Genomic DNA, 24,100 nt, shown 5'->3' on the forward strand with positions numbered 1-24,100 from the left:
AGTGGGGACGATTTTAGATAAAATTGTAGAACAGAAGAAAAAGGAAGTTACGGAGTTATATGAAATATATACACCAGTAAAAGCAAAAAGAAAGACACATTCACTTGTAGAAGCGTTACAGCAGTTTACTGTCATTGCAGAAGTAAAGCGAGCATCACCATCAAAAGGAGATATCAATTTACACGTTGACGTACGAAGACAAGTGGAAACATATGAGAAATGTGGTGCAGGAGCAGTTTCTGTTTTAACAGATGGTCAATTTTTTAAAGGATCGTTTCACGATTTACAAACAGCAAGAGAAGAAAGTAACATTCCGCTTTTATGTAAAGATTTCATAATCGATAAGATTCAAATCGATAGAGCGTATGAAGCGGGAGCAGATATTATTTTACTAATTGTAGCAGCGTTAACGAAAGAGAAGTTAAAAGAGTTGTATAGCTACGTGTTAGAAAAAGGATTGGAAGCGATTGTTGAAGTTCATGATGAACAGGAATTAGAAACTGCGATTGTATTAAATCCGCACGTTATTGGCATTAATAATCGTAATTTAAAAACGTTCGAAGTAGATTTAAGCCAAACTGAAAAGCTTGGAAAAAGATTGAATGAGGAGAAACTACTTTGGATTAGTGAAAGCGGGATTCATTTAAAAGAGGATATTATTCGTGTTAAAAAAGCAGGAGCAAAAGGTGTATTAATTGGAGAGGCACTTATGACATCATCTTCTATTAGTAACTTTTTTGAAGACTGTAAGGTGAATATATGAAAGTGAAAATTTGCGGCATCACTGATATGGAAACAGCAAAACGTGCTTGCGAATACGGCGCAGATGCACTCGGATTTGTTTTTGCAGAAAGTAAGCGGAAAATCACTCCAAAGAGAGCGGAAGAAATCATTCAGGAGCTTCCAGCCAACGTGTTAAAAATCGGTGTTTTCGTAAATGAATCAGTAGAAGTGATCCAGAAAATTGCAGATGAGTGCGGGTTAACACATGTACAACTACATGGAGATGAAGATAATTATCAAATTAGAAGATTGAATATTCCGTCTATAAAATCACTAGGAGTAACTTCAGAAAGTGATATGAAAAATGCTCAAACATATGAAACGGATTATATATTGTTTGATAGCCCGAAAGAAAAGTTTCACGGAGGAAATGGGAAGACATTTTCATGGGAACTACTTGTGCATATGCCAGAAGAGTTGCGAGAGAAAACGATATTAGCTGGTGGATTAAACGCTCTTAATATAGAAGAAGCGATTCGAACTATTCAGCCATACATGGTCGATGTAAGTAGCGGAGTAGAGACAGAAGGAAAGAAAGATCTAAAGAAAATAAAACAATTTATTAAACAAGCGAAGGAGTGTTCCAAATGAATTACGCATATCCAGATGAAAAAGGTCACTACGGTATATATGGAGGACGATACGTTCCAGAAACGTTAATGCAATCTGTATTAGAACTAGAAGAAGCATATAAAGAAGCGATGCAAGATGAAGCGTTTCAAAAGGAATTAAATCATTATTTAAAAACGTACGTTGGAAGAGAAACACCGCTTTATTTCGCTGAAAATATGACGAAGTATTGCGGTGGTGCAAAGATTTATTTAAAACGTGAAGATTTGAACCATACAGGAGCTCATAAAATTAACAATACAATCGGTCAGGCACTACTTGCAGTACGAATGGGCAAGAAAAAAGTTGTCGCTGAAACAGGGGCTGGACAACACGGAGTGGCAACCGCTACTGTATGTGCCCTACTCGGATTAGAATGTGTCATCTTTATGGGAGAAGAAGATGTGAGACGTCAAAAATTAAATGTGTTCCGAATGGAATTACTCGGAGCGAAAGTAGAAAGTGTAGCGGCAGGTAGCGGCACATTAAAAGATGCGGTAAATGAGGCGCTTCGTTACTGGGTTGCACACGTGCACGATACGCACTACATTATGGGATCTGTTCTCGGACCACATCCATTCCCGCAAATTGTCCGTGATTTCCAAAGTGTAATTGGAAATGAAACGAAAAAACAATATGAGGAGTTAGAAGGAAAGTTACCAGAAGCAGTCGTTGCTTGTATTGGCGGTGGTAGTAATGCGATGGGTATGTTTTATCCATTCGTACACGATGAAGAAGTTGCTCTTTACGGCGTAGAAGCAGCAGGGAAAGGCGTTCATACAGAACAGCACGCAGCTACTTTAACGAAAGGAAGCGTTGGGGTTTTACACGGATCGATGATGTACCTTCTGCAAAATGAAGAAGGACAAATTCAAGAAGCTCATTCTATTTCAGCAGGGCTCGATTACCCGGGTGTTGGGCCAGAACATAGCTTACTAAAAGATATTGGCCGTGTTTCTTATCATTCGATTACAGATGATGAAGCGTTAGAAGCATTTCAATTATTAACGAAAAAAGAAGGGATTATTCCGGCTTTAGAAAGCTCACATGCTGTCGCATACGCTTTAAAATTAGCGCCGCAAATGAAGAAAGACGAAGGGCTTGTCATTTGTTTATCTGGCCGCGGAGATAAAGATGTAGAGAGTATAAAACGTTATATGGAAGAGGTGTAAAAAATGGGAGTCGAAAAAATTACAGCAGCGTTTGAAAATGGTAAGAAAGCATTTATTCCGTACGTAATGGGCGGAGATGGTGGCCTTGAAAAATTAAAAGAAAGAATTCGTTTTCTAGACGAAGCAGGAGCAAGCATCGTTGAAATCGGCATCCCGTTTTCAGATCCAGTTGCAGATGGCCCAACAATTCAAAGAGCAGGGAAGCGAGCGCTAGATAGCGGTGTAACAGTAAAAGGCATTTTTCAAGCATTAATAGAGGTAAGGAAAGAAGTGCAAATTCCGTTTGTACTCATGACATATTTAAATCCAGTACTCGCATTCGGAAAAGAACGATTCATCGAAAACTGTATAGAAGCAGGGGTAGATGGCATCATCGTTCCAGACCTACCATATGAAGAACAAGACATTATTGCACCGCTCCTTCGAGAGGCAAACGTTGCGCTAATTCCACTCGTTACCATCACGAGCCCAATTGAGCGAATCGAAAAAATTACGAGTGAATCAAAAGGATTTGTTTACGCAGTTACAGTAGCGGGCGTAACAGGAGTACGTCAAAACTTTAAAGGTGAGATTCATAGTTACTTAGAAAAAGTAAAATCACATACGCATTTACCGGTAGTGGCAGGGTTCGGTATTTCAACAAAAGAACATGTAGAAGAAATGGTTACAATATGCGACGGAGTTGTCGTTGGAAGTAAGATCATTGAGCTTTTAGAAAATGAAAAGCAAGAAGAAATATGTGAATTAATATATGCAACAAAACAAAAAGAAGAGGCGTAGTCTCTTCTTTTTGTTTTGCGTAATAAATGTTAAAATATACAGAAAATACATATAATTTAGAGGGTGAGAAGGCATGCTAAGACGTAAACTACTATATCTATTCTTAACTGTACCGCTATACGCTTGGCTCATTAGCATGACGAAAATAGAGTTAATGGCTCTATTTTTAGGGTATGTATTCATCTTTTCCAACTTAAATCGCATTCAAGAACAGTCTATTTTAGAAATATGTCTATTTTCGATTAGTATAGAATTATTTAGTATCGTTTCGATTGTATTATTAAACGAATTATTTCTACGGATTCATTCATTTACATTAATGAAATTTTGGAATATTATATTGCAAGCAATATGTACTTACATTGTGTTTGTTGTGTTGAAAGAAATAGTCGGAAAGCAGACAGTTTTTCAGGATAATAGAAAATGGGAGTGAATGAAAAGGAGCCGTTTGGTTCCTTTTTTGAATCTGTTGTAAAAATAATTGAAAATTATAGTATCTGTTATATAATAGTTAAAAATTGTATTTTAAACGAAATGAGATGATAACATGGCCATATTGTTGGCACTTATCCCAATTATGATGATTTTCATTTGTTTATTTTTATTTAAACAAACGTCATTAAGGTCCTCGTTAATTTCTTATGCTGTGTCTGTTGGAATCGTTTTACTCTCGCCAATGTTTCAATTAGGGATAAGTGAAACTGTGCACGCAACGATTAAAGGATGGTTAATTTGTTTTATTGTCGGGTACGTTTTATTTTTCGGTATTTTTTTATTTCACCTCATGAACAAAATGGGGTACATCGATCAAGTAGCACGTTTTCTAGAAGCAGTTACTCAGGATCGCTTATTACAAATGCTGCTTATGTGTTTTGGCATTTGCCCGCTTATTGAATCAGTAAGTGGATTCGGTATTGGCTTCATGGTTGCAGCACCTATTTTTCTTTCATTAGGATATAAACCATTTCAAGCTGTACTACTCTCATTCATCGGCTTACTAGCTAGTTCATGGGGCGCAATGGCAACTGGTACGATTATCGGTTCGCAGCTAATAAATATGCCTCTTACAACACTTGGCACAAATACAGCGCTATTAAGTATTCCGATGTTTGCTTACTTCGTTATTCTTTCTTTACACGTTGTTGGCGGCTGGCAAGCGGTTATAGAAAAGTGGAAAGAAGGAGTAGGGTTCTTTCTATTATTTTCTCTCGGAATCTATCTTTCTAATGCGTACGTAAGTGTTGAACTAGCCGGGATATTAAGTTCTATCGTTACGATTACCTTTGGCTTTTTTATCATTAAATTAAAAGGAAAAAGTGGGCAAAATCTTATAACAGAACATGCGGCTGCAACGGAGAGAGAAGTATCCATTATAAAAATTATTAGCCCTTATATATTTCTAACAGTTTGTATTTTACTTTCTCGCCTCGTTCCAGCATTACATGATTTGTTCAGATCATATGCGGTTCTTGATTTGAAATCATACTCTTACAAACTAGAGTTACTATATTCACCAGGATTTTGGCTCGGTATGACTTGCTTATTTACTATTATTTTCTTCCGCATCCCGTCTAATATTATTAAACAATCACTCTCACAAACGATTAAACAATGGATTCCATTTGCTATTACGACGACAATGTTTATCGCCATTTCAGAACTAATGGGTGCATCTGGCATGCATTCATTACTCGCAAAGACAGCTGGTGAAACATTTGGAACCTTTTTCGTTTTCGTTGCTCCGTTTATTGGCGCTATTGGTGGATTTTTAACAGGTAGTAACGCAGGATCAAATGCAATGTTTATAAAACTACAAATGCAAACCGCACAAAACGTAGCACTCCCGTGGCAATATGTCACAACACTTCAAAACACCGCATCATCAGTAGCGACAATTGCTTGCCCATCACGGATTACACTAGGTGCTTACTTATGTAATATCCCTTACCGTGAAAATGAACTATTAAAGAAGACGACGTTAATGATCTTTGGTGCGGTTTTGCTTGTAGTGGTAGAAGTTATTGTTTGGTATATGTTGAGAAATTAAAAATCCTCCTAACATAGGAGGATTTTTTTTATGAGTGGATAATGATTTAAATATGAATAGCTTCTACTAAATGAATAGGAGATGAAATGTATGCCCCTAAAAAACTACGGTGTGTTAAAAGGTACAGTTATACAATCAAAGATTGGAAAAGGGAAAACACCTCATTATCAAGTTCATTTACAGGGCGAGACAGGAGTAAATTATCGTATTGCAATTAACGTAAAATCGCAAAGCTATCCGTCAGAAGTTTTATATTTTGCGAGTAACAATATTAAGTCAGAGGCGATTCATATTTTACCGACATTACCATTCGGTTTTACAGAAATAAAAAACAATGAACCGAAAGTAGCTTTAGATTATGTAAGAGGAAATCTATTTGACTCAAATCAAATGATTCCTTTGCCTCCCGAAAAAGCAGGAGCAGATAATGATTTAAATGAAAAAATAGAACGTTATATAAAACGAGCAATAGAAGAAAAAGCAATTATTTACGCGTTTGGTGAAAGATGGGGACCAGAAGAAAATACACCAGATTCCTATTTTCATTTCAAACCAGGAAACGGTATACATGATATTCATATGAATCAAGGGAATGTAGAAAAATGGCAAGGTGATGATGGCATATGGCAAGACGGAGGAATACTCATTCACTTTGAAAAGGAAGAAGAATGGATTGGTATCTTTCTTGCATTCCAATCACAGTCATGGTGTACCGATGAAGAAGGGCATGCTCGTGTGCCCGTTGAGCATTGTGATTATAAGGGGAATAATTAATAAGAAGAGGGCGTTCAAAAAGAACGCCCTCTTCTTATTTTATAAAACGAAAAACTAACGAGTGTAGAAAGACAAGAGAACAGCAGTGCCACACTAGAAAACGCAATGAGATACATATTATATTTCATAACCTGTCCAATTAGCTGATTACTGTCGTATTGAAACAGTCCTGCTATTATGTTGAATAAAAATAACACGATAAACATGACGACAACACCGTCTATTGATCCTTTAATGTCTGGTTTACTTAAAGCGATATGTGCAGAAATACAAATGGCGATAAATAAAAATAGCCAAAAGGAAGGATTCAATAAATTACTTATTGTAAATAAGCTTTTCAATAATACAAACGTCGACAAGAGCATGTTTTGAACCATTTCTATATTAATAGAAGTAGAAGCGATTGTTTTTTCGAGAGTTGTATTAAATAAGAAATATGAATTCGGTACGAAATAGCGCATTAAAAGGATTAACGCAGTAATACCAGAAATAATAGGACCAATTCCAATGAAGAAGTTCCCAATTCGTTGATATACACTTTTTTGATTGTATTGATGTTGTACGTAACCTAAAGCCCCTTGACTTGTATCTGTCGGGAAGAACTGCGTTGCTACAATCTTATGACGGAACAGCACGCACATAATGGCATGTCCAAGTTCGTGAATAGGAACACCGATCCAAGCCGTTAATAGGAATCCTTTTCGTCCAAAAGCTCTCGACCAATACATCCGTGTGAGAGATTCTAAATAGCCTAATAGAAATCCAATTACAATGATAACGCCAATTAAAGATAATAATTGGATTACGCTTGTAAGGAGTATTTGAAAAATTGAGTTTACCAATTCCATTGCCAGTCATCCAATCTGTTAAAAATATTATTTATTCTGTTTCATAATAGCATTTTTTTTCAAGATTACTAGCACATATATTTTCTTTCGGAAGAAGGATTTCAGAATCTTTTTCTTGTAGTCATGTTTTATGTACAAATTCATATATTGAATTTGTAACACCCTATACGGTATATCCTTAAGGAGGGATAAGAGAATGAAATGTCCGTCATGTCATACAGAAAATGCAGCGGAGGCAAAATTTTGCGGGAATTGTGGACATTCGTTAACGGAAGAAGTAGTGGCAAGTAGTGGCCAAGAAGAAGGGCCGGAACAAGCAAAGGAAGCTCGGCAAAATGAAACGGTAGAGCAAGCGAAGCGGTTTGCGAGCGGCTATTTTCAATTTTTTAAACATGCATTACAAGCACCGACAGCGATTATGCAAAGCGGCGCTATTGAAGTACGAAATGGAATTGTAAGTCTTGTTCTTATTTGTTTTTTAGGAGCATGTATTTTTTATAGAATGATGAGTGCAGCATCAGCAGTTACGAGAACATTTGCACCAGATATATCTACTCCCACGTTTTTTGTAGAATCTATAACGGTCTTTTTCTTTTTATTAATTTTAACTTTATTTGTCGGATTTATTATTTTTGTAAGTGGTAAGATGATGAAATCATCTTTTTCGTTTCTTGAAGTATTCGGTATATGGGGAACGATAGCGACGCCGGCTATTGTCATATTAGTCCTTTCTTTTCTTTTTAGTTTCTTATTAATCTTTTTCTTACCGATATTATTATCCGTAGCTGCAACTTATATAGGGATTAGTATAACTGTAGCCGTATTAAAGCTAGACAATGGCGGATTAGATCTCGTTTACACACTTATTATTGCAAATGTTTTAATTGGAATTGCAACATTCATTGTACTTTGGTCTTACATTAGCACGATAATTCAAGCCTTAACACAGGGAATAACTGGCTTCTAATGAAAAGGTGGTTGACTGGATGAATGTATGTACAAAGTGCGGAATTCAGTTTGAAGATGGTGTGCAATTTTGTCAAAACTGCGGGACGAAGAGGGGACGTTCTGTAGTAAAGAAGAACATGAGCGGTGGTGCAAAAGTTGGCATTACACTGTTAGCGCTATTTGTTATAGCGATTATTGGATTGTATTTGTACGGATCGTCGTATTATACGCAGGTGGCACAAGTAGACCGGATGATTAGGATTTTACAAGAGAGGGACGGAGAGAAATTAGCTGAGATCGTTACGGCAGATGATCCATCGGTTATGATAACGAGAGAGAGCGTAACGCCTCTATTTTCATATATAAAAGAAAATCCATCTTACGTAAATGAATTAAAACAATATTTGAGACAAGGTGAAAAACAACGGGACGGAATAGAAAAAGCTGATTTTTCATTAACGAAAGACGGAAAGTATTTCTTTATATTTGATCGATATAAATTGAAAGCGAAGACGTACTATACAACTTTGCTTACAAATGAAAAAGACGTATCGTTAAAAATGAACGGAAAAGAAATTGATAAGACAGATGACAAAAAGTTTGAGAAGCAATATGGGCCATTTCTTCCGGGAAATCAAGTGTTTCAATCAGAGTATAAAAATGACTACGTAAAACTATCGCGTGAGGAAAAGGTTGTACTTATGAAACAAAGCCAAAATAACGTAACGGTAGATTTAACGTTGCAAGGTCAATATATTACAGTTCAAACGAACGCGCCTGGTGCAACATTGTACGTAAATCAAAAACCAGTTACAGCGCTGGCAGGAGAAGAAATTACATGGGGGCCTGTAGCGACTGATGGAAGTGCGACGATTTATTTAGAACGAAATGGAGAAAGTGGACGGGAAACGACAAAAGTAGAGACGGTAACGGCACTTTCGTCTTATAATCTTCCATTTCAAAAGAAAAGTACAGAAAAACCAGTTGTTTATAATGTTACTCCAACGCCCGCGACTGAGTATGTATATAATGGTTTCATCTTTCCTGATAGTGATATTCGAAAATTAACGAGCGCAGATTTAACATATTTATCGAAAGAGCAGTTGAAAATTGCTAGAAATGAAATATATGCAAGGCATGGACATATTTTTCAAACGAAAGATATGCAAGTGTATTTTGCAAAACAGTCTTGGTATAGAGAAAATCCTTATTTTACAGGAAAGTTAACAGATATCGAAACTTATAATATTGAACTAATCAAATCAAGAGAATAGAGCGCGTGAAAAAGGTACAGTGTATATTGCTGTACCTTTTCTATCGTTATTTGGCTGGACGAGGTTCCCTAGAGAAAAAGATATGAAAGAGAAATGTGACTTTACTTGCCCCTCCTGATGTACTGGCTTGCACATCAGATAAAGAACTAGACGTTAAAGCAGCTTCAGAATGAGGAGGGACGATTATTTTAAGAGCATCATCTGATTCTGAGGATGCAGTAACTGTTATTGTATCGTCAGAAAAATTTAAAATTTTAACAGTACCGACTGGAAAGATGGCCTTGCGAGCATGTGATGCAGAAGCGAAGCGGGTAGCTTTCCAAATAGTTTGTGAGAAAGTGTCATTGTCAGATAACCAAGCACGAGCACTGTATAAAGTTACACTAACGGTAAACTCCTGTTCAAGCGGGAGGGCGGGTTTCGGTTCTATCGGTTCCTCTGGAAGCTGGACGAGAAGGCCGGCGCACATGTATGTTTCACCTACTTTCAACTGGTTACTGTTATAGGATATTAAACATGTTGTTTATAAGACACGACAGGTACCTATTCATACATAAGTTTGTGCACAAAATTTGAAGATGAAATTCTCTTTCTTTACAATGGAAGTAGGTGTTATTTCTATAAAATATGGAAAACGTAAAGAGTATGTAAAAAAGAAGGAGTGGTAAAGTGAACTATGTCATTATTGGCGGAGATGCAGCTGGTATGAGTGCAGCGATGCAAATTGTTAGAAACGATGAAGATGCAAATGTTGTAACTTTAGAAAAAGGTGAAATTTATTCGTACGCTCAGTGTGGATTACCGTATGTCATTAGTGGTGCTATCGCTTCAACTGAAAAGTTAATCGCGCGCAACGTAAAGACGTTTCGTGAGAAATATGGAATTGATGCGAAAGTGCGTCATGAAGTAACGAAAGTAGATACGGAAAAGAAAATGGTGTACGCAGAGCATACGAAGACGAAGGATGTCTTTGAATTTCCATATGATCGATTATTAATTGCGACTGGAGTGCGTCCTGTTATGCCAGAATGGGAAGGACGGGAATTACAAGGCGTTCATCTTTTAAAAACAATTCCTGATGCTGAGCGCATATTAAAAACGTTAGAAACGAATAAAGTTGAAGATGTAACGATTATTGGCGGTGGTGCAATCGGACTAGAGATGGCAGAAACATTCGTCGAACTTGGTAAGAAAGTAAGAATGATTGAGCGAAATGATCATATCGGTACGATTTATGATGCAGATATGGCTGAATATATACATAAAGAAGCAGATAAACACAATATTGAAATTTTAACGAATGAAAATGTAAAAGCGTTTAAAGGGAATGAACGAGTAGAAGCAATTGAAACGGATAAAGGTACGTATAAAGCAGATCTTGTTTTAGTGTCGGTTGGAGTGAAGCCAAATACTGATTTTCTTGAAGGGACAAATATACGTAAGAATCATAAAGGAGCAATCGAAGTAAATGCATATATGCAAACGAATGTGCAAGACGTATATGCAGCTGGTGATTGCGCAACACATTACCACGTTATAAAGGAAATTCATGATCATATCCCACTCGGAACGACTGCCAATAAACAAGGGCGACTTGCTGGACTGAATATGCTTGATAAACGAAGAGCATTTAAAGGCACGTTAGGCACAGGCATTATTAAATTTATGGATTTGACGCTCGCAAGAACAGGCTTAAATGAAAAAGAAGCGAAAGGGCTAAACATCCCGTATAAAACAGTTAAAGTAGATTCTACAAATATGGCGGGCTATTATCCAAATGCAAAACCACTTTATTTGAAATTACTATACCGTTCTGACACGAAACAATTATTGGGCGGGCAAGTAATTGGAGAAGAAGGTGTAGATAAACGTATTGATGTGATTGCGATGGCGCTTTTCAATAAAATGAGCATTCATGATTTAGAAGACGTCGACTTAAGTTACGCACCACCATATAACAGCGTGTGGGACCCAATTCAACAAGCGGCAAGACGAGCGGAATAGCACTTTTTAAGTGCTATTTTTTTTGCAAAGGGAGGTAAACCTTTTTAGCGAATAATAAAGAGGGAGGAACAGTTATAGATGGGAAAGGGGATTATTAAAAATGTTTGCAACACTTCAAACCGTTCAAGAATCAGAAAAAGAAATATTACGTAATTTGTACGCATTATATCTTCATGATCTTTCTAAGTTCACTATGAATATAACTATCGGAGCCAATGGTTTTTTTGGATACAAAGATTTACATATGTTTTGGGAAAATGACGGAATCACTCCGTATTTTATAAAAGTTGATCATAGTATTGTAGGATTCTTATTACTACTGGAACGTCCGTTTTTGAAGAAGGAAAATGATTTTGGTATTAATGATATTTTCATATTGAATCAATATAAAGGAAAAGGAATCGGTAAACAAGTAGTTGAGAATTTACTAGAAGAGAAAAGAGGACAATATTTCGTTATCGAACTTCTAAAAAATGTACCAGCAGTGTCGTTTTGGAAGAAAGTATATAAAGAATTAAACATTGAATTTGATGAGAGAGCGCAGCTAATTGATGATGAAGAATGTCTCGTTCAAACGTTTAAAATTTAATGAAATTGGTGTTCCTTTTATATTACTTTGAAATTTAACTTTATCCTGCTATTTGCGGGCAGTAAGACCCCACTGATTAAAGTTTCACTTTATTTTGAATATACCGTTTCCCCTTGAAAACATATTACGTATCGCTTATATTTTCATATAGTATTTATTTTTTAAACGAAGCAATGAACGAACCAGGGGGCGCAGTATGGCAATTAACATGAAAACAATCGAAGAATGGATTGCTGAATCAAATGCAAGACATGAAGAAGACTTTGGACACGTTGTGGAAGAAATGAAAGAAGTATGTGTCGGACTTGATAACGCGACATTAATTTATACGAAAAATGTATTTTGTTTCGGTAAAAAAGTAGAAGTCTTTTTCTTCTTCCAAGACCATGTCGTGATTGGACAAGAAAAAGACGAATATGTTGAGATTGAAAAATTAAAGTATGATGACATTACAAATAGTAACTTAAAAACAAATGACAAAAATACTACGTTAGAATTAAAGTTTGCTAACGGACAATCTATCAATTTAGATAGTTTAAATGATAACTACGGTACGAAAAATTGGTTATTTGCTAGACAAATTAAGAGTATTTTTAAGTTAATCTAGTAAAAAAGCACGCCGTCCATCGGCGTGCTTTTAACTATGCAAAGCCCCTTTTAACCAATTCCGCGCCCGATATGCCCCAACTGGAACTTGAATAAGAGATGTTTCATTCCCAGCATCTATTCCGTACAATTGATCACATGCATTTGTATCAAAACTAAGTAAAGGATGCCCGCCCATCCCCATAGCAGTTGCAGCAAAAACGAGTTTATGAACGAGTATACCTGCTTCCATTTGGTGAATACGGTATCCTCTATAGCCTAATGCACGTGTATAGTAATCTTTCTGTCCGACTACATGTAAGCAAAGTGGTACTTGAAAAAGGTTTACGTTATCCATCGTCATACTAGACTGAAGTGGGTAGCGAAGGTCTCCATATCGAATTGGTTGTATGGAATGTGTTTTACTGTTATAAGCGTAAGCTCCGTTTTCAATATTTTTCACGCTATAAAAACATCCGTATAAGGAGACGCGTGTATTTTCATTTGTATACTTACCGTCAAGGTCGTTGTAATAGGGGAAGGAAAGGCTCGCTTCTTGTAGTAAAGTAGCGAGCTCAGCTGCATCCCATTTCGTTAAAATAAAATCCGCATCAGGAGAATATCGTTTTTTACAAAGTTGTAGGAAATCATACGATAACCGTTCTACTTTTGGTAGCTGTACAGCGTACGGATTATGTTGATAGTGCTCTTCATGATGTAGTGTTTGGAAGTGTGCTGTTGATTCGATCATAGAAGCTTCATTTATTTTTGTTATCATCGGATATTCACCTACATGTTTTGAGCGAATGAAATGTTCATGTGCGAGCGGCGGAATTTGTTGCAACAACTCATGAGAAGTAACTGTTTTATTTTCACGGTAATCATTGTGAAACCAATTAGTTTCTGGCTCTGTACTTAAAGGAATAACGGCATACACACTTTCTTCACCTTCTGACAATCCGAGTAAATGGTTCAGTGCACGGTCTAGAAATTGAAAGTATACGCCGTTTGTATAACCGAATTGCTTTGCACATTCTAGCAATTGTCCAATGAGGACCCCGCTATCTAATCCTTGAAGACGATATGAAAAATTATTGTATTTAAAGAAATTTTTCCAAAACATAGTGGATACGAATGCAGCACCGAAACAATCATCTATATTACAGCGATTACCGAGTGTGTCTGCCAAATAAGAATCGAAATTTCCTTCGCGAAGTAAAATAAGTCGGTGATGCGCGGCGTCATAATGGTAAATGCCGTCTGGGTAATCGTCAATCTTTAAATAGATATACAATTCATTCGGATATAAAGCACCACCTGAAGGAATAGATCTTCGTAATACATTTCTCTCGCTATTTAGCTGACATAATTGTGTTACACCAAATGAATACCAAAGGTAGTGACCAATCTCATCTAAAGTAGGTGTAGTAGAAGAGTTCGGTAAAGATAATGGGATTTCTAAGGAGAGCGGGATGGTAGGTAAATTTCGATATAATTTATAAGGAAGCGGTGCGTCTTTCCAGTCCACCTCATGATTCGGCATAATTTCATCGATAGAGAAATGGAGATGATGTAAAAAAGTATCTAGCTGCATGAAATCCCTCCTTTACTATGGAAACGGATGTGGATGTGGATTTAATCTTTCATTCGTTAAAGGTTCGTCTGTATATCCAAGTGTCATCGGTACGGTATATACCCGGTCCAGTCCTGTAACTCGAGTAAGATGGTGACCAAACGTCATCGGCAGCATGCCTGGAATAATAACTTTTACACAATGTAATCCATTCTTTCCTATGAGGGGAACGGTTTGATCTACAACGATTATTTCAAGATTAGATTGATGCAAACGATTTAAAAGTTGGTGGAGATCGGATGTTAAATCCATATCAAATGATTGTGATACATTCATTTCTTGGAACGTTTGCACCGGTGCATCTTCCCGTAAAAGGAAGTGAAGACGTTCTTCTGTTTCTTTCAATCCATACAGCATACTATGGTCTTCCATTTTATTAACGAAATAAGGATCTTGTAAGCATTTTTCGTAGTATTCTCTTTTGTGCTCGAGCTCATCGTCTGTTATAAGTAACATGCCTGCTATTTCTTGAATGGCGCTTTTTAAGGCTCGAATAGGATCTAAATGAGCGCCTCCTGCACAAACAACGTTCATTCCATTTTCACGCGTATTTTTTGCAATTACCCATAAGCTAGGAATGCCGTGTTCCATCGTCGCGTTAAAAGCGTGTAATTCATATCCGGTAATCGTACGTAACCGCTGAATCATTAATTGTAATTCTGTATCATTTGCTGAATTAAGATCCAGGCGGGGAAGAGGTAATTCGGCATACCAAGTGAGTAAGAAGGCATCACGCTCTACAATTTCTAAAATGCCGTGAAAAATCGCTTCTTCTAAACTACCGCCAATTGCACATCCATTTGATGTTTCATACACGAAAGCATCTCGATGACCGAGGCTATAATAAGCAATTGATTCAGGAACTAAAAGCGGTCTGTTTTGTGATAAAGAATATCCCCATACCCAGTTTTGCTCATAATCAGGATCAAACGGCTTGAATGGAAAGTTATCACGATTGTAATGTTCATTTGTATGGACACCGAGTGTGAGGGGATTTAGTGCATGTTCCTCTAAATCATGAAAACTACCATGCACATTTGTCTTTTTCCCTCGAGGCGACATACCGCAATATCGTTCTAAACCTTCTAAAATAGCAGTTGCTTCACTCACTGCAAATGAATGAGTTCGTCCCGCAACACCTTCATTTCCGAACATTAATGGCATGTTTATAATGACGTCAGCGAATGGTAATACAGAATGCTGCATTTTTCCGTTCAACATACCGACCCGATAATCTAAATAGTCTCTCGTTAAAAATGTGTTTAGCTCATGAATGGAACGGCAGCGATACGTTTCGGTGCTTACTTTTAAACTCGGTTGTAAAGAAACTTCCGCCGCATCCGCAGTATCATCAGGTAAATTACTACATACAGGACAGAGAGGATCTGGAAGAAAAGAATGCCGCGTACATTGTAATGTTTGTAAGTTTAGTAAAATAAGTTCATTTTCTAAAGAAGAATGGTTATGAGTTAATATTTTTCCTGTTTCTGCGCAAATAAGATGGCACATTTGCAACATTCCATTTTGGGTGGCACGTACGTCACGTCTCGTTACATTATCTGCTTTAAAGGCATATTTCCGCTGTAGTTCCCACATTTCTTTTTGATCAAAGCCAGCGATAAAACGGCGTCCATCAGAACAATGGGAACATCCAGGCGTAAGAGGATGAATGTAAGGACCGATAATACCTTCGCCAAATGAAGTAAAACCACGAAGCCATGGAATATGATTTGAGCGAAAAATAAGTTCGGCATCATGATGAATAGTAGAAGGAGATCCGTCATGTAATACGAGAGCGAGATGAATATTTTCAGGAAGTTCTTCTGTAAGGGTCTGCTGACGAATGATGGAATATTGTTTGCATAATTGATCATGTACATAGTCTGCAAGAAGGCCATCTCCTATAAGCAATATATTTTGAATCATAAACCGTCCTCCTTTGCAATTAATACCCCATACACACCGTCTAGGTTTTCTTTCAAAAATGGTTCGATTGCTAAATCGAACACGAAGGGATAAAAATTATGTTCTTCTAAATGCTGTAAGGCAAGCTGTAAAGATTGCACACTTGGAATTTCTTCTTCCGCTTGTATTTCCACTCTAAAAGAATCCGTGTCATATAAAATAATAGAGGATTCAGGCAAGATATTAGCTCTGTAAGGAATTTCTTCATTTTGAACGTGAAAGAGTGATAGTTGTAGTGCGTTTCGTAACGCTAACGTCATATTAATATTAGATGCACCGTACCATCTATCATTTATACCAACCCAAACGACTGGAAAACTGAGAATCTCTTCACTCATTGCGATTTTAGGTGTTTCATGGATTGTAGAGAGAGCATCGTAATAAAATCTACAATGTTTATCTTGAATATCAATTAAATCAACAGTTGTAAGTTCCTCTAGAATATGTGACTGCCGCTCATACAGTTTATTGTTTAAATGTTGTTGTAGTGCCCGGTAAAATCCTTCTGTCATCGTTTCTCCAGCACCGATACCGATATTGTTATGTTCAGGAATAAGGCGGTGAATGATTTCTGCTACATATGTTTCAATTCCTGTTAAACCAGCTTCTCGGCGTGCTTCATTATGAGTCAATCCACTACGAGTCATAAGAGGCAGAAGGGGAGCTGGGCCATCTGATAGTGGAGTAGCTACTTGAATATAGCATTGTGATAATGGTAATTGATATGAATCTTGTTCATCCCATACATGGAATATACCGGCTTCTTTAGAAGTTAATGAATCGAAAAAGCGGAATACATCAGTTGAAGTATGTTGGCTGGACCGATGCTCAAGTTTTTCAGAAATATTTTCTATCGTATCAATTGTAAAACTTTCATCAGTTGCAAGAGGGTGTTTTATAAAAGGATGCCACGTTCCTTCAAGTGTTTCATAGTTTAATAAAAAGAATTGTGATTCTTTTTCACGATATGAATCATCCGCGACATGTTTAAACAATTCAAAAACGATTACATTTGCTAACATGGCAGATGTAATTGGTGAGAAGGAATCCGATGAATTTTCATTTTGTAAAGTCGTTTCATGTAGCCGATGCCATGCGGATTCCCAGCATTCATCACGATTTTCTGTTACGACAGGTCCAGCTATACCGAGTGTTGATAAACAAATAGCTGGTATGAAATTCTTTTTCGTTTCTCTACAAATAGTGTGAACTGTTTTTAAACCGTCAATGTCTCCGTTTTGAGAAACATATAAAATCCAATCAAAAGGTTCGAATACTTCACGCAAAGGACGGTCAATTGTAGTATCGATTTCTTGAAGGAGTACACTGTTATCAACTTCATATGCACGTTCTATTAGCTCATGTATTCTGTCATAGTTTGTTTCATCCCGATCTGTAACGAGGTAATGAAATGTAGGTAAACCAGATTCTAATAAAGAAGAAACTAAGGAAGTGAGCATATCCCCAGAACCAAGTACAAGGACATTTGCTCCGCGGTATGTTTCAAACTTTAAAGCACCTGAATGAGAATCAGCTTCTAAAAATTCAATTTGCGAAGCATATCTGTCGAGTAATGTACTGTTTAATTCATGAGGTGCATCTTGATTTGCATCGCGAACGAAACCATTTTCATATAAAATCTCTCCAATTTCAAATACACGGTTTTGATAGGGGAGAGGGAGGCCATCGGTTATTTCGGCTAAAGAATAATTCCCGTTAAACATTGGCATTAATTTTTCAATCCAATCATAAATTCCATCACCGTCCATACGAAATGAACTGGCGTTATTTCGAAAATAGACACCCCCGTTTGAATCGGGGAGGAAGAAAGTATCCTTATTTACTTTAAGTTTTGCATGAATTGGAAGGTTATTCATTTTAATCCTCCTTACGTTTAGGCATACATTATTACCTTATGTCATGAAATTTGTCCCGTATGAACACAATAAAAAAAGGCTGTAGAATGATTCATTCTACAGCCTTTAATAGATTTTTAATCTATCAACCTTCTAATAATAATGACTTTGGATCTTCAAGCATATCTTTAACAGCAACAAGGAAGCTAACTGCTTCTTTACCATCAACAATACGGTGATCGTAAGATAAAGCAATGTACATCATTGGGCGGTTTTCCATACGCTCGTTATCAATTGCAACTGGGCGTACTTGGATTTTATGCATTCCTAAAATACCAACTTGTGGGCTATTTAGGATCGGTGTTGACATTAGAGAACCGAACACACCACCGTTTGTAATTGTAAATGTACCACCTTGTAGTTCTTTTAATGAAAGTTTGTTGTCACGTGCTTTTTTACCTAATTCACGAATTTCACTTTCAATTTCAGCGAAATTTAATTGGTTGGCATCGCGTACAACTGGAACAACTAATCCATCTGGAGCTGCTACTGCAATACCGATATCATAGAATTTTTTAATGATAAGCTCGTCACCTTGAATTTCAGCATTTAATAATGGGAATTGTTTTAATGCTGCAACAACTGCTTTTGTGAAGAATGACATGAAGCCAAGACGTACATCATGTTTTTTCTCGAAAGCATCTTTGCGTTCTTTACGTAATTCCATGATCGCACTCATATCAACTTCGTTAAATGTTGTTAACATTGCAGATGTTTGTTGAACTTCTACAAGACGTTTTGCAATTGTTTGACGGCGGCGGGACATTTTCACGCGCTCAACTGGTTTTTCGAATTCCGTTTTTGCAACTGGAGCAGGAGCTGGACTCTTTGGAGCAGCTGGTGCTTCTTTTGGTGCTGCAGCATGAGCTTGTACATCATGTGGTCTCACGCGTCCAAGTGGGTCTGTGCTACGTACGTCGTTTAAGTCGATTCCTAATTCACGAGCCATTTTTCTAGCAGCTGGTGATGCGATAGGACGGTTTGTATTTGGTAACCCTTGTAGTGTTGCAGTTTGCTCAGCATTTGGTGCCGCAGCTTTCGGTGCTTCAGTCGTTTCTTGTTTTGGTTGCTCAGCCACTGGTGCAGGTGTACTTACTGCAACTGGTGCTCCATTAGCATCTAAAATTGCGATAGTTGCACCAACTTCAACTGTATCCCCAGGTTCGCCTAGTAACTTCGATACAATACCTGAATCTTCTGCAATGATTTCTACATTGACTTTATCAGTTTCAAGCTCAACAACGCTGCCACCTTTCTCAACTTTGTCGCCTACGTTGATAAGCCATTGTGAAATAGTTCCTTCAGTAATAGATTCTGCAAGCTCAGGTACTTTAATTTCGATCATTTTAAATGTCCTCCCCTTATTTGCCTAACGGTGTGTTTTTTCTTCTTTTGTCTTCGGTAATCTCCATTTGTTAGCCTGGCCTTGGGCAGAATATCTGCCCAAGGAACAAGCAAGAAAGCTTCATTGTTACTTTTTAGTTGCTGTAAACTTCAATTTCTTGTTTATCTTGACGGAAGTTATACTTTACATCTAAAGCATGTGCAACGATTAGTTCTTGCTCAGCTTTGTGAGCGAATGGATCGCCGCCAGATGGACTAGAGCGATCAGGACGTCCAATGTAGCCTGTTTTCACTTTATCTCCAGCAAGTTCGAACAGAATTGGAGCCATGTAATGCCATGCGCCCATATTACGAGGTTCTTCTTGAACCCAAATGATTTCTTCTAAGTTTTTAAAGCGTTTAATAATAGATTGAACTTTCTCAGCAGGGAATGGGTACAATTGCTCAATACGAACGACATGAACTTCGTCTAAGTTGTACTCATGTTTACCAGACTCGATTTCTGCTGCTAAGTCAATCGCCATTTTACCTGTGCTTAAAACAAGACGTTTTACTTTATTTGGTTTCATGCCAAGGTTTTCTTGTTCTAAAGCAGGTTGGAAACGTCCTTCGCTTAACTGACTAGCAGTTGAAAGCGTAAGTGGGTGACGTAATAAACTCTTCGGCGTCATCAATACTAATGGTCGAACAGCTTCTGTTCCTAAGATAGATGCTTGACGACGCAGGATATGGAAGTATTGAGCCGCGCTCGTTAAGTTTGCAACTGTCCAGTTATTCTCAGCAGCTAACTGTAAGAAACGCTCTGGACGTGCACTAGAGTGCTCTGGTCCTTGACCTTCATAACCGTGTGGTAATAGAAGAACTAAGCCAGATTTTTGACCCCATTTTGCTCTTCCAGCTGAAACATATTGATCAAATAATGCTTGCGCAGTATTTGAGAAGTCACCATATTGCGCTTCCCACATAACAAGAGTTTCTGGAGCGAATACGTTATAACCATATTCGTAACCAACAACAGCAGCCTCTGATAACGGACTGTTATGAACAGAGAATGAAGCATTAATGTTTGGTAAGCGATGTAATGGTGAATATGTTTCATTTGTATCAGTATCGTGTAATACGATATGACGGTGTGCGAATGTACCACGCTGTGAATCTTGACCAGTTAAACGAATTGGCGTACCTTCTTGTAAAATAGAAGCGAATGCTAATGATTCAGCAAGTGCCCATTCAATTTTGCCGTTCTCTTCAAGAGCATCTTTACGGCGCTCAAGAATTTTCTTCACTTTCGGATATACGTTAAAGCCTTCTGGCCAAGATAGTAGACCTTCATTAATTGCACGAAGTGAGTCAATCTCAACGCCAGTATCAATTGACTGAATACCTTTTGCAACAACATCTGGTACTTTAACGTGAATTGTTGCATCACTCGTATCAGCTGGTGGTACTTGTGCATAGTCGGATTTTAATTGCTCTTGTATAAACTGTGTAATTGTTTCAACCTCATCTGCATTTAGAACACCAGCAGCTTGTAATTGATCTGCATAAATTGCTCTTACAGTTGGATGGTTTTTAATTTTTTTGTACACTTGTGGTTGCGTAACTGCCGGGTCATCCATTTCGTTATGACCGTAGCGGCGGTAACCAATTAAATCGATTAAGAAGTCTTTTTTGAACAACATGCGATATTGAATCGCAAGGTTAGCAGCTGCAAGACAAGCTTCCGGATCATCAGCATTCACGTGAACAATCGGAATATCGAAACCTTTTGCAAGGTCACTTGAATATTTCGTAGAACGAGAATCATAGCTATCAGTCGTAAAACCAACTGCATTGTTTGCGATAACATGAATCGTTCCGCCTGTTTGGTACGCGTTCAATCTGCTTAAGTTGAGTGTCTCAGATACAATACCTTGACCAGGGAATGCAGCATCACCATGAACTAAAATTACGAATGATTTTGAAGTATCTTGATCTGGAAGACCAGATTTTTTACGATTCTCTTGAGCCGCACGTGCGAAACCTTCTACTACAGGATTCACGAACTCAAGATGACTCGGGTTATTTGCTAATGTAACGCGAGTACTAACTTCTTCGTTACTAACGACTTGTTCTCTACCTAAATGGTATTTCACGTCGCCAGTCCAGCCAGAATTAGCCACTGCGCCTTCTATTTTTGCATGTTTGAACTCAGCAAACATGTGGCTATATGGTTTTTCTAATACGTGAGCAAGTACGCTTAGGCGACCGCGGTGAGCCATACCAATCATGACATCCTCTACGCCGTTCTTAGCACCTTCTAGAACAATTTCATCTAAAACAGGTACAAGCATATCAACGCCCTCGATAGAGAAACGTTTTTGCCCAACGAATGTTTTATGCAAGAATTGCTCGAAACCTTCAACAGCTGTTAAACGTTTTAAAAGAGCAGTTCGTTTTTTATTTGATAGTGGTTGACGCAATGAATTTGATTCCACCATTTGATGCAACCACGCGCGTTCTTCACTATCTTGTATATGAGAAAATTCATAAGCTAAAGATTTTGTATAAACGTCTTTTAATCTATGAATTACATCAAGTGCAGTGTGAATACCTTCTGGTGCATCTTGCCATACCGTTTTCGCTGGAATCGCTTTCAAGTCAGCATCGCTCAGTTCGTTCATTGCTTTCTCAAGAAGAGATTGTCCATTTGCAGCATCTTCCATCGGGTTGATGTGAGCCAACGTGTGCCCGAAAGAACGAATCTGCTCAACAAGTTGAACGACTTTAAGAATTTTTTCAATGTTACCTGTGTTTTGAGGAGAAAAATGTGTTGCTGTGTTGTCCCCTGTTACGACATCATCTTGAAACGAAGGAGCTCCAAAAATTTCAAAAAGCTCTTGTAATTCCGGATCAACAGAACCTGCTCCAGTTACGTAAAGATCATACTGCTCAATAACATAACCAAGGTTCGGACCGTGGAACTTGGCCCAAGGGTTTGTCGTTGTATTCTTCCTCGTCATTTGTTTAAACCTCCCAATGCATATAATCCTTTTCCATACAAAGGTGCATTTTGCTCTTTTTCAATAAGTAATGAATCAATAATCAATGTAAATGTTTTTCTTTACTCTTATGTTATTACAATAATTTACATAATACCAAACACTATTACTTATCTGTTTTGTAAAAAAACATTCACAATAACTTATCACCCAAGTTAATCTTTCATGTTATAAAGTAATTTTACAGAAAAATGGGGTGGATATATTTGGTATGCCTATACTAATAGCTATAATTGTTGCATTTAAATATAGGTATAATAGTTAGAATGTTTCGATAAAAACAGTTTGAATTATGTATATTGAAATAATAAGCGCTTTCATAGATATTATACAACAATATAACGGAATATAGTATAAAAAATAAAAAATTATGAATTTATCGTAAACTTTATTTAGATAGTGTTAAATATTGAAAGGAAAGTGAAGGATTTCTACAAAAAAAGTTGCTAAACATAAAAAATGCTCCATAAACAGTTAGTTTCTATAAATATGACGAAAAACACCGTAAAACAAATAACGCATTTCGTGAAATAAAGAAATAAATGAAATATTTTAAAAGGATAAAACAAATATGGAGATATTAAATTTTAAAAAAAGAAGTGAGGAGATATAGTAACAGTTATTTACAGTGTTCCGTGTTTCGCTTCAAAATAGACGTGCTGAAATTTAAAAAAGTTTCTTCTATATTATTGAATATACTTATGGCACTTACAATGAGTACCGTCTTTATCTCATTTGTTGTTTTAGCAAAAAGATATTAAGATGGAGGAGAGAAAGGAAGATTAACATATGCAAATGATGTATGCTTTTGGCATTGGGCTTGTATTATTTTTAGCCGTATTCTTATTTATTCGTAAAGACGTTCAAGGTGGGACGTTAACGAAGCGAGGATTTTATAAATTAATCGGCTGTTTAGTTGTTATGCTTATAGCAATTATTGTAATGATCGTATTAATTAATCAGTCACTATAGAATGTAAAAACGAAACCTTACTTCGGTAAGGTTTTTCTTTATTGTTAAACCTAAAAATTACCACTAAATCCATTTACTATAAATAACTTGTATTATATAATCCAATGAAATGATAGATAAGGAGTGTAGTATATGAATAAAAAAACTATCTTCTATTTATTAACTTGTATACTACTTGTAGCTAGTACTACTTATATAATATGTAACAAAAGAGAACAAGTGCCACCTATATTAGTATGGAACGAACAAGAATACTATGTTACGAATGAACCTGCCAAAGTAGAAGAAGTTGGGCAAAAACTTGGCGAAGTAACAAAGAAAATTAAAACAAGTAAAAAACCTACTAAAAATAGAGAATCTAATACATTACAAGAGAAAACAGAAGTATTCATAATGATTGAGGAAGAAAAAAGTGATTACCCGCCTTTAATCATAAAGGAAGCTTATAGTGATGAATATAGGGTAGTGAGGCCGATGTTGAAGCAAGTATTATGATGAAAAGGGGATTCATATGCAGACAGTAACTTTGTATCCGTGGTCGTTAAGAAAAATATTTGTCTTTTTCCTCCTATCGGTGCCGCTTACATTTTGATGAATAGAGGAGCAATACAAAAGAGAGATTACATTTTATATTTATTATTTGCTGCTATTAATATATCGCTTTGGTTATCGCTTATGATCTTTGATCGGAGTATGTGGATGGTAGCAGGGCATTATGTGTTTGGAGCAGTTGTTGTTGTTTCGAATATGAATAAGAGATAAGCCAGCAACCTCAAAGTTGCTGGTTTTTATTTTGCTATTTATAATAAAGAAACA

Annotated in this window: 21 protein-coding genes and 2 pseudogenes; 16 read left to right on the plus strand and 7 right to left on the minus strand. The window is 37.0% G+C overall.

Annotated features, from left to right (window positions below; translation table 11 throughout):
- The first annotated feature begins 1 nt into the window (after position 1).
- From trpC to N2V80_RS06345, 7 genes are all read left to right on the plus strand, one after another.
- Positions 2-763: an indole-3-glycerol phosphate synthase TrpC gene (gene trpC / locus N2V80_RS06315; RefSeq protein WP_061654709.1), complete on the plus strand. Its 762-nt coding sequence runs from the start codon at positions 2-4 to the stop codon at positions 761-763.
- A complete protein-coding gene (locus tag N2V80_RS06320) occupies positions 760-1,374 on the plus strand; it encodes a phosphoribosylanthranilate isomerase (RefSeq protein ID WP_000865122.1) in 615 nt (204 codons plus the stop codon). Before trpC ends, N2V80_RS06320 begins: the two co-directional genes overlap by 4 nt.
- Positions 1,371-2,564: a tryptophan synthase subunit beta gene (gene trpB / locus N2V80_RS06325; protein WP_001105021.1), complete on the plus strand. Its 1,194-nt coding sequence runs from the start codon at positions 1,371-1,373 to the stop codon at positions 2,562-2,564. Before N2V80_RS06320 ends, trpB begins: the two co-directional genes overlap by 4 nt.
- A gap of 3 nt (positions 2,565-2,567) precedes the next feature.
- On the plus strand, positions 2,568-3,344 hold the full coding sequence (gene trpA / locus N2V80_RS06330) for a tryptophan synthase subunit alpha (RefSeq protein ID WP_000537852.1): 777 nt from the start codon (positions 2,568-2,570) through the stop codon (positions 3,342-3,344).
- 73 nt (positions 3,345-3,417) lie between these two features.
- Positions 3,418-3,777, plus strand: a complete 360-nt coding sequence (locus tag N2V80_RS06335; RefSeq protein WP_000946131.1) for a DUF4029 domain-containing protein — start codon at positions 3,418-3,420, stop codon at positions 3,775-3,777.
- Between the two features lie 114 nt (positions 3,778-3,891).
- Positions 3,892-5,391 (plus strand): L-lactate permease, encoded by a 1,500-nt coding sequence (locus tag N2V80_RS06340; RefSeq protein ID WP_000996243.1) that lies wholly within the window; start codon positions 3,892-3,894, stop codon positions 5,389-5,391.
- Positions 5,392-5,481: 90 nt separating this feature from the next.
- On the plus strand, positions 5,482-6,165 hold the full coding sequence (locus tag N2V80_RS06345; protein ID WP_001128613.1) for a DUF2278 family protein: 684 nt from the start codon (positions 5,482-5,484) through the stop codon (positions 6,163-6,165).
- 14 nt (positions 6,166-6,179) lie between these two features.
- Here the strand turns inward: N2V80_RS06345 and N2V80_RS06350 are convergent, their stop codons facing one another.
- Positions 6,180-7,013, minus strand: coding sequence for a hypothetical protein (locus N2V80_RS06350; protein WP_061654708.1), 834 nt, complete (start codon positions 7,011-7,013; stop codon positions 6,180-6,182).
- A gap of 196 nt (positions 7,014-7,209) precedes the next feature.
- Between N2V80_RS06350 and N2V80_RS06355 the strand changes: the two genes are divergently transcribed.
- Positions 7,210-7,980 (plus strand): zinc ribbon domain-containing protein, encoded by a 771-nt coding sequence (locus tag N2V80_RS06355; protein ID WP_000650085.1) that lies wholly within the window; start codon positions 7,210-7,212, stop codon positions 7,978-7,980.
- A gap of 19 nt (positions 7,981-7,999) precedes the next feature.
- Entirely contained in the window at positions 8,000-9,235 is a 1,236-nt protein-coding gene (locus N2V80_RS06360; RefSeq protein WP_061654707.1) for a TcaA 3rd/4th domain-containing protein, read from the plus strand.
- 46 nt (positions 9,236-9,281) lie between these two features.
- On the opposite strand, the gene N2V80_RS06365 is transcribed toward N2V80_RS06360, so the two are convergent.
- On the minus strand, positions 9,282-9,704 hold the full coding sequence (locus N2V80_RS06365) for a hypothetical protein (protein ID WP_000332420.1): 423 nt from the start codon (positions 9,702-9,704) through the stop codon (positions 9,282-9,284).
- Positions 9,705-9,904: 200 nt separating this feature from the next.
- On the opposite strand from N2V80_RS06365, the gene N2V80_RS06370 reads away from it, so the two are divergent.
- From N2V80_RS06370 to N2V80_RS06380, 3 genes are all read left to right on the plus strand, one after another.
- Positions 9,905-11,239, plus strand: a complete 1,335-nt coding sequence (locus N2V80_RS06370) for a CoA-disulfide reductase (RefSeq protein WP_001110198.1) — start codon at positions 9,905-9,907, stop codon at positions 11,237-11,239.
- Positions 11,240-11,339: 100 nt separating this feature from the next.
- Positions 11,340-11,828: a GNAT family N-acetyltransferase gene (locus N2V80_RS06375; protein WP_000458343.1), complete on the plus strand. Its 489-nt coding sequence runs from the start codon at positions 11,340-11,342 to the stop codon at positions 11,826-11,828.
- Positions 11,829-12,024: 196 nt separating this feature from the next.
- Positions 12,025-12,435, plus strand: a complete 411-nt coding sequence (locus N2V80_RS06380; RefSeq protein WP_000996783.1) for a DUF3908 family protein — start codon at positions 12,025-12,027, stop codon at positions 12,433-12,435.
- Between the two features lie 30 nt (positions 12,436-12,465).
- Here the strand turns inward: N2V80_RS06380 and N2V80_RS06385 are convergent, their stop codons facing one another.
- From N2V80_RS06385 to odhA, 5 genes are all read right to left on the minus strand, one after another.
- Positions 12,466-14,007 (minus strand): SagB family peptide dehydrogenase, encoded by a 1,542-nt coding sequence (locus tag N2V80_RS06385; protein WP_061654706.1) that lies wholly within the window; start codon positions 14,005-14,007, stop codon positions 12,466-12,468.
- Between the two features lie 15 nt (positions 14,008-14,022).
- Positions 14,023-15,972 (minus strand): TOMM precursor leader peptide-binding protein, encoded by a 1,950-nt coding sequence (locus N2V80_RS06390; protein WP_061654705.1) that lies wholly within the window; start codon positions 15,970-15,972, stop codon positions 14,023-14,025.
- Positions 15,969-17,888 (minus strand): putative thiazole-containing bacteriocin maturation protein, encoded by a 1,920-nt coding sequence (locus tag N2V80_RS06395; protein ID WP_061654704.1) that lies wholly within the window; start codon positions 17,886-17,888, stop codon positions 15,969-15,971. Before N2V80_RS06395 ends, N2V80_RS06390 begins: the two co-directional genes overlap by 4 nt.
- A gap of 124 nt (positions 17,889-18,012) precedes the next feature.
- Entirely contained in the window at positions 18,013-19,272 is a 1,260-nt protein-coding gene (gene odhB / locus N2V80_RS06400) for a 2-oxoglutarate dehydrogenase complex dihydrolipoyllysine-residue succinyltransferase (protein ID WP_000569926.1), read from the minus strand.
- 133 nt (positions 19,273-19,405) lie between these two features.
- Positions 19,406-22,273 (minus strand): 2-oxoglutarate dehydrogenase E1 component, encoded by a 2,868-nt coding sequence (odhA, locus tag N2V80_RS06405; protein WP_000197136.1) that lies wholly within the window; start codon positions 22,271-22,273, stop codon positions 19,406-19,408.
- 725 nt (positions 22,274-22,998) lie between these two features.
- On the opposite strand from odhA, the pseudogene N2V80_RS30505 reads away from it, so the two are divergent.
- The 4 genes and pseudogenes from N2V80_RS30505 to N2V80_RS06420 all read left to right on the plus strand — a co-directional run.
- Positions 22,999-23,073, plus strand: a pseudogene (locus tag N2V80_RS30505) (permease); the annotation flags it as partial.
- Between the two features lie 28 nt (positions 23,074-23,101).
- Entirely contained in the window at positions 23,102-23,284 is a 183-nt protein-coding gene (locus N2V80_RS06410) for a DUF3976 domain-containing protein (RefSeq protein ID WP_001178294.1), read from the plus strand.
- A gap of 132 nt (positions 23,285-23,416) precedes the next feature.
- On the plus strand, positions 23,417-23,779 hold the full coding sequence (locus tag N2V80_RS06415; protein ID WP_061654703.1) for a hypothetical protein: 363 nt from the start codon (positions 23,417-23,419) through the stop codon (positions 23,777-23,779).
- A gap of 16 nt (positions 23,780-23,795) precedes the next feature.
- Positions 23,796-24,046 (plus strand): annotated as a pseudogene (locus tag N2V80_RS06420) (hypothetical protein).
- Positions 24,047-24,100: the final 54 nt, after the last annotated feature.

This window comes from Bacillus sp. FSL W8-0640, assembly GCF_038007725.1.
Taxonomy (GTDB): domain Bacteria; phylum Bacillota; class Bacilli; order Bacillales; family Bacillaceae_G; genus Bacillus_A; species Bacillus_A cereus.

What these genes read in the sequence shown, in the direction of transcription:
- trpA (WP_000537852.1), top strand. Translation starts at nt 2,568, where the DNA reads ATGGGAGTCGAAAAAATTACAGCAGCGTTTGAAAATGGTAAGAAAGCA.
- odhA (WP_000197136.1), bottom strand. Translation starts at nt 22,273, where the DNA reads ATGACGAGGAAGAATACAACGACAAACCCTTGGGCCAAGTTCCACGGT.
- N2V80_RS06360 (WP_061654707.1), top strand. Translation starts at nt 8,000, where the DNA reads ATGAATGTATGTACAAAGTGCGGAATTCAGTTTGAAGATGGTGTGCAA.
- N2V80_RS06320 (WP_000865122.1), top strand. Translation starts at nt 760, where the DNA reads ATGAAAGTGAAAATTTGCGGCATCACTGATATGGAAACAGCAAAACGT.
- N2V80_RS06385 (WP_061654706.1), bottom strand. Translation starts at nt 14,007, where the DNA reads ATGCAGCTAGATACTTTTTTACATCATCTCCATTTCTCTATCGATGAA.
- N2V80_RS06340 (WP_000996243.1), top strand. Translation starts at nt 3,892, where the DNA reads ATGGCCATATTGTTGGCACTTATCCCAATTATGATGATTTTCATTTGT.
- N2V80_RS06380 (WP_000996783.1), top strand. Translation starts at nt 12,025, where the DNA reads ATGGCAATTAACATGAAAACAATCGAAGAATGGATTGCTGAATCAAAT.
- N2V80_RS06415 (WP_061654703.1), top strand. Translation starts at nt 23,417, where the DNA reads ATGAATAAAAAAACTATCTTCTATTTATTAACTTGTATACTACTTGTA.
- N2V80_RS06375 (WP_000458343.1), top strand. Translation starts at nt 11,340, where the DNA reads ATGTTTGCAACACTTCAAACCGTTCAAGAATCAGAAAAAGAAATATTA.
- N2V80_RS06335 (WP_000946131.1), top strand. Translation starts at nt 3,418, where the DNA reads ATGCTAAGACGTAAACTACTATATCTATTCTTAACTGTACCGCTATAC.
- trpB (WP_001105021.1), top strand. Translation starts at nt 1,371, where the DNA reads ATGAATTACGCATATCCAGATGAAAAAGGTCACTACGGTATATATGGA.
- N2V80_RS06350 (WP_061654708.1), bottom strand. Translation starts at nt 7,013, where the DNA reads ATGGAATTGGTAAACTCAATTTTTCAAATACTCCTTACAAGCGTAATC.
- N2V80_RS06345 (WP_001128613.1), top strand. Translation starts at nt 5,482, where the DNA reads ATGCCCCTAAAAAACTACGGTGTGTTAAAAGGTACAGTTATACAATCA.
- N2V80_RS06395 (WP_061654704.1), bottom strand. Translation starts at nt 17,888, where the DNA reads ATGAATAACCTTCCAATTCATGCAAAACTTAAAGTAAATAAGGATACT.
- N2V80_RS06355 (WP_000650085.1), top strand. Translation starts at nt 7,210, where the DNA reads ATGAAATGTCCGTCATGTCATACAGAAAATGCAGCGGAGGCAAAATTT.
- N2V80_RS06365 (WP_000332420.1), bottom strand. Translation starts at nt 9,704, where the DNA reads ATGTGCGCCGGCCTTCTCGTCCAGCTTCCAGAGGAACCGATAGAACCG.
- odhB (WP_000569926.1), bottom strand. Translation starts at nt 19,272, where the DNA reads ATGATCGAAATTAAAGTACCTGAGCTTGCAGAATCTATTACTGAAGGA.
- N2V80_RS06390 (WP_061654705.1), bottom strand. Translation starts at nt 15,972, where the DNA reads ATGATTCAAAATATATTGCTTATAGGAGATGGCCTTCTTGCAGACTAT.
- N2V80_RS06410 (WP_001178294.1), top strand. Translation starts at nt 23,102, where the DNA reads ATGCAAATGATGTATGCTTTTGGCATTGGGCTTGTATTATTTTTAGCC.